Origin of the sequence: Paracoccus niistensis, from assembly GCF_042432925.1 — a bacterium.
GTDB classification, from domain to species: Bacteria; Pseudomonadota; Alphaproteobacteria; order Rhodobacterales; family Rhodobacteraceae; genus Paracoccus; species Paracoccus niistensis.
In genome coordinates, this window is sequence record NZ_JBHLWE010000040.1 from 1 (window position 1) to 5,684 (window position 5,684).

Annotated in this window: 4 protein-coding genes; all 4 read right to left on the reverse strand. The window is 58.7% G+C overall.

The window, feature by feature from the left end:
* Nucleotides 1-298: 298 nt before the first annotated feature.
* Nucleotides 299-1,033: an IS5 family transposase gene (locus tag ACFFII_RS13140; RefSeq protein ID WP_377699335.1), complete on the reverse strand. Its 735-nt coding sequence runs from the start codon at nt 1,031-1,033 to the stop codon at nt 299-301.
* Between the two features lie 437 nt (nt 1,034-1,470).
* Nucleotides 1,471-2,697: a plasmid replication protein RepC gene (gene repC / locus ACFFII_RS13145; protein WP_377699336.1), complete on the reverse strand. Its 1,227-nt coding sequence runs from the start codon at nt 2,695-2,697 to the stop codon at nt 1,471-1,473.
* Between the two features lie 283 nt (nt 2,698-2,980).
* A complete protein-coding gene (gene repB / locus ACFFII_RS13150) occupies nt 2,981-4,048 on the reverse strand; it encodes a plasmid partitioning protein RepB (protein ID WP_377699337.1) in 1,068 nt (355 codons plus the stop codon).
* Nucleotides 4,048-5,253, reverse strand: a complete 1,206-nt coding sequence (gene repA, locus ACFFII_RS13155) for a plasmid partitioning protein RepA (RefSeq protein WP_377699338.1) — start codon at nt 5,251-5,253, stop codon at nt 4,048-4,050. Before repA ends, repB begins: the two co-directional genes overlap by 1 nt.
* Nucleotides 5,254-5,684 lie beyond the last annotated feature (431 nt).

Sequence of the window (5,684 nt, forward strand, 5' to 3'; positions counted from 1 at the left end):
GTCCTTTCAAAGCCCAACACATTGTTGAGGATCAAAAGTCGCACTCCAAGGTAGCGCGTCCCCCGCGTATATCAAAAACAGTTGTAATCTGTCTTATGTAATATACATGATGCACGTGCCGGTGACGAGCGTGCACGGCAGTTGTGGCGGCGTGCGGAGACGTCGCCGCATTCTACGTCGTGGACACCTTGAGCATCATCCTCATGCTCAAACAGCACCTGCCCGCGCTGCAAATGCGGGACATAAGCCGCATCCAGCCGTCCGTCCCAAGGCTAGGTCATGTTGGCAAATGGCGGAGCTAAAAGCGGATCGATGTGATGTCGATGAAGCTCAGGAAGCTTTCGGCTGTCTTGTCGTGAGCCGGGTGGCGACGCGACGGGCGTTCTTCAGCTTGTTGAAGCACCGCTCGACGAGGGTCGATCGTAACCCGGAGCTTTCGAGTTTTGCGCACCGGAATGACTGGCAGCACCTCGCGCACTTCCATAGTCTTGCGGATGTGGTCAGAGTCGTAGCCGCGCTCGGCGAGCAAGACGCTCGGCTCCGGCAAGTTGTCGGCCATGACCAGATCGAAGCCGAGGTAGTCCGATGTCTGCCCGGTCGTGATCTCGGTTCTCATGGGCAGACCTGCCGCATTTGACGCGCAGATGGATCTTGGTCGTGAACCCACCTCGCGAGCGGCCGGGACCTTGGCACGGAGTCCTCCTTTTGCGCCCGCTGCCTGGTGAGGGGCGCGAACCACGGTGCTGTCGATCATCTGCAGCGCATCCGGCACGATCCGGCTCTCGTTCAGCGCCTCCAGGATCTGCTCCCACAGCCCCGCCAAGGTCCACCGACGGAACTGCCGATAGACGGACGACCATCTGCCGAACTCTTCCGGCAGGTCGCGCCAGGGCGACCCCGTGCGCGCGATCCAGAAGATCCCATCCAAAACAAGCCGCTGGCTCAGCGGCTTGCGGCCGTTCGGAGAACGAACAGCCAGGATGAAGCCTTCAAAGAACGCCCACTCGTCACCTGACATCAGGTCTCGTGCCAAGCTGGTCTCCATTACAGATACCAGCTTGAATCACGATCAGCGCGCCCGGTGAATCCCTTTCTTCAACACAACCTCATGAGGGGGAGTCTTTTCGAGCTTGTCGAAATGTGTGGTAGTGGACAGTCAGGTAGTTCGTCGAGGTTGTCGGCTCGGTCGTCGGAGGTCGGAGCTTCGGCTCCCATCCTTAGTTGAGCATGAACCTGTTGAGCCCGATGATGTGGGGGACCTGAAGGTGTTTACTAGGTAAACTGTCGATTGTTCGGGTACGGCGACAAAGTACTAATGGTGCCTTTATCTTAATCCCACCCGTGATGATCAGAGTCATCACTCGCGGAGAAGCATAAGTGACGGAGAGGCTGCTGACGATGGTATGTACCGCCTTCTCCAACGGTGCTGACCGTAGACCGGGGTAAACTTGACGAGGCGCGTGGTCACAATCAGGCAGATGCCGCCGGAGAGGAACGTGCTCCAGCAATGCTCCGCAGAAACCGCTTTGGTGAATAGACTTGGCCCTTGGGCGCCAGAAGACGGCTCAGGTAAGCCGCGGGATTGCGAATAATCCCGAACTTCTGAACCAAGCAGAGCACGGTCGTGGTGAAGCCCTGGAGGCCAAGTGCCTCCATTGCCCGCTTGGCGAGCTGGTCACCGATGCCTATCATCGGAGCCAACATCACGGCTAAGTTATGCAGATCCATCCAGCTCTCGAGCTTACCAGCTGCATAGCTGAGTGCTTCTGGGCATGACTGAACCAGTTCCCTAGCAGTCAAAGCTTCATCTGTTGTCTCGGCGTGGCCAGCACAATTATCCACAGTATCTCTCTGTAGCTCTTCAGATTCATAGATTCTCAGTATTGAACTCTGATAGTGCGTGTCATCCTGACGTTCATTGCATGTCAAAAATGCTGTTCCGGTGTCACGTGGCTCATCCCTTTTGGTTGCCGAAGCTTGCACAGGAGGTGCACCCAGGGCGTCGTCATCTTGTGCCGACTGAAAGCTTACCCGCGCAAACTCTGAGCCGGCTTGCCCGGTGATTTCAATCTCTGCGGCCCGGGCTTCGGCTGCCTCTGCATACACCCGATAGGTTGCCTCGAGTTCGAAGGCACATCTATGCCGACGCCGCAGATGGTTGCGGATTTCAACCTGTTCCGGTGCGTCCTCTGGGAACCTGTTCCGCAGCAAGGAAAGGCGATCTCGGATCAACCTGATCCTGATCCTACGCTCTTGGACGTGCTTCAACAGGCTCCGGATCTCAGTAGCGCGCTGGAGCAAGGGGCTGAGGTCGATCCCGTAGGCTTCGAGGATCTCGCCGCTGCTCCCACGATGGGGGTAACGCTTTCCGTTGGGCGAGAGATTGCGCTCGACGAGTTCCAATGAGCAGAGCTCTCGGAGGGTTCGCTGCAGGGTGGAAACAGGCATGCCGGCAGTGCGCCGCGACAGCGCCTCGTTGGATGCGAAGACGATCGGCCGGTAGTCCGAGGTAAACTCCCGGATGAAGCTGGCCAAGGACGTCAGGAGGCGAATGTGCCTGTCCTTCAGGCCAAGGTCGTTTGCTACTTCCTGCAGGTCCTTGATCAGCGCTTGAATGGATTGCCGATCCCACGGAGATAGCGAATCGGCATACGCAGTCGGCTCGGCTAATGCCAAGTTGAATCGTTCAAGTGCCATCTGCTCATCACGAGAGATGCCGTATGGGCGAGATCCCCACGGTTTACCTGGTAAACGAGGTTAGATTTGCCATTCAGAAGGTCAAAATCGCCACTTCGACAGGCAAATCTTCTCCGCTCGCCGGGGCGGCGTTGTTGACACAGATTCCGGGAGGAGCTACACAAGAGGTGCAAGTTCGTGTGGGGCTCTCCGGGATATTCTCGGGGGGCTCTTTCCTTTTCTGGCTCTCTGTTCGTGCCTCCTTTGCTCGTTTCAGTCCTTGTTTACCTAGTAAACCGGAGCCTTAGCCCCGGTCCGCCTCTACCCACTCACCATAAAGGCGAGCCAGCAGCTCTTCCCCCTTGGCATCGAGCCAGCGGGTAAATTCCGTTTCGCGAGGATCCGCGGAGAGATGAACGGCCCCGCCATTGCGCCGGACCTCGCCGATCCTTGTCTTCCCGTCAGAGGTAAAAACCGGCCGCGCTCGTCTTTCCCTATTATTATCAGATGGTCGCGTTACTGAAGGTTTCCGTGCCACTGATCGTCTCAGATGGTTCAGCCAAAGCAAGAAGTGCGTGTCTTTATTAGTGTCTTGGTCGAAGAGGCCTTCGGGTATGGCTGGGTCGACACCATCCTTCAAAACCAAGTCCACGGCTTCATGCCACTTCTTCCATCCAACACCATGAGCCGAACCGATCTGGTAAATCACGTTGGCCGGAATGTTTGTCACAACCCGTCGCATATGAGATAGGTAAGCCTTATTGACGTTTAAGGCTTCCATCACGACCCTGCTCTCATAGCCCGCTGCCTCGAGGGAAGCGGCGAAGAGCGCTTTCTCGATGAAGGATGGGTCGAGTCGTGCGTTGTTCTCCTGACCCTGGGCTAGGATTGAATCAACGTCGCTCATGTCCCGGATCATGGCTCGGGCAGGCATGCCAAGCGACTTCAGCGCCGCAAGGCGCCTCCGGCCATAGACGATGATGAAGCGGCCCGGCTTCTCGGGATTGGGCCTCAGCAGGATGGGAACCCGCAGGCCGCTCCGCTCGATGGAGTCCCGGAGGTCCTGGATGTCGTCTTCCGAGATCGCGATCCTGTCGGAGAAGGGGCTCGGATCGATGAGGGCAGTATCGATGTCCCGGAGCGTCTGGCTCATGCTCAGCCGGAGGTCATTCTCCAGCGCCGCTACAGGTCCGCGGTGGAAGGCCGCGGGAATGGCGGTTGACCTAGTCTCTGCCTGAACCAGTGGCGCAGGGGGGACGGGAACGCTTGCAGGACGTGCCGGATCAGGCATCCGCAGTTCGGCCGGTGGCTCGGCATCGGCCGATCCGTCCATGATCGAGCCGAAGATGTTGGGCCGGACCCTGCGTGCCATCAGCTGCGCCCCCATGCCTTGTGAATGGTCCGCTCCAGTTCGTCCACAACTTGGTTGATGGAGTCGAGGGCACGGTCGAGCGTCTGCTTGTTCACCTCGGCGCGGCTGATCTCGTAAAGAGTCATCTGCCGCAGCCCGGCGTCGGAGACAGCGGTCGACTTGAGGAAGACCTCGGTCATCAGGCGGGTGCCGAAGACATAGCGCAGGAAGCCAGACATCTGCGCTTGCGGAGCATCTGAGGGCTCATAGCGGCACAGCAGGTAGCGCTGGAAATCGTATCTGAGTTGAAAGCCGTGGTTGGAGACGACCTGCAGCACAGAGGTGGCCATCGACAGATATTGGCTGAGAGAGGCCACATCCAGCATGTTGGGAATGATCGTGATCATCAGCCCTGTGGCGGCGATCAGCGATGAGAGGGTCAGGTAACCGAGCTGGGGCGGGCAGTCGATGACCACGATGTCGTAGTCATCCGCCACCTGGTCGATCGCCGCACGCAGTCGGAGATAGAAGGGGACGACATCCTGCCGGCCCATGTAGCGGGGGGTCTCGGTCTCGAACTCGGAGAGGATGAGACCGGCGGGGGCGATGTCGAGCTTGTGGAAATAGCTCTTGCGGACCACCTCCCGCATTGGCAGCTGATCCTGGTATTTGATCGCGTCATAGATGGTCGGCATCTCGCCCAGTTCGAGATCCGTCATCAGGCCCATCATGGTCGTGAGCGAGCCCTGCGGGTCCATGTCGATGGAGAGGACGCGATATCCCTTGAGCGCGAGACGCTGCGCCGTGTGGATGCTGCTCGTGGTTTTGGCCGATCCACCCTTGAAGGTGCTGAATGTCAGGACCTGCAGATGCTCGCCCGGCCTGCGACCAGGAAGATACTGGAGCGGATCACGGGCGCTCCGCGCAAGGGTGACACGAATGGCATCGATGTCGGCGGCGCTGTAGTTGCGATAACCGCGCCTGTCCTGCTCGACATCGGGGATCTTGCCATCATGATGCAGCTTACGGAGATTCGACACGGTCACGCCGATCAGGGCCGCGGCTTCTGATGCGCTGAAGGTCCGCATTTCCTTGCGGACCTCCGGCGCGAACACGTTGCGCATGTGCTTCTCGAGAGACTGCCTCAGCCTCTCGTCATCTTGGCACAGGTCGGCAAAGATGTTGTCGCTAGGCGGCTGCCCGATAATGGTGTCCACTTCGTCCATGCCCACGCTCCTGCCAGCTTCTGTCCCTGTCTCACGCTGTGAGGGCGTAAATTGGGCGCCGACCGTTATTATCGACGTGCATCGCTCTGCCTCACTTGGCACCAATGCGGAAGCCCTGACAAGCTATTTCACGGTTGGGTCTCTCCTTCGGGCGGAGTCAGTGTAGAAATTGCGCTACCCGATCCGCTTGAACGCTGAAACTGTGGATAACTTCCCTGCCATTGGGCGTGTCTTGCCCTGCAACGCGTCACCTTCCGCACGGCCCGATTCGCGGGCATCCATGATCCATGCGTGATGGATCACGCAGCATGCCTGACGACAGGTCACGCCGCGATCATTGCCTGGCCTTGCGCTCCGCTCGCAGCTCGTGACCTGCCATGGGATTTTTCCTCCACCGCCGATTAGAGTCCGCCCTAACTCGAGGACGGACA

Excerpts from the sequence above, each read along its gene's own strand:
- repC (WP_377699336.1), bottom strand. The coding sequence starts at position 2,697 with ATGGCACTTGAACGATTCAACTTGGCATTAGCCGAGCCGACTGCGTAT.
- repB (WP_377699337.1), bottom strand. The coding sequence starts at position 4,048 with ATGGCACGCAGGGTCCGGCCCAACATCTTCGGCTCGATCATGGACGGA.
- repA (WP_377699338.1), bottom strand. The coding sequence starts at position 5,253 with ATGGACGAAGTGGACACCATTATCGGGCAGCCGCCTAGCGACAACATC.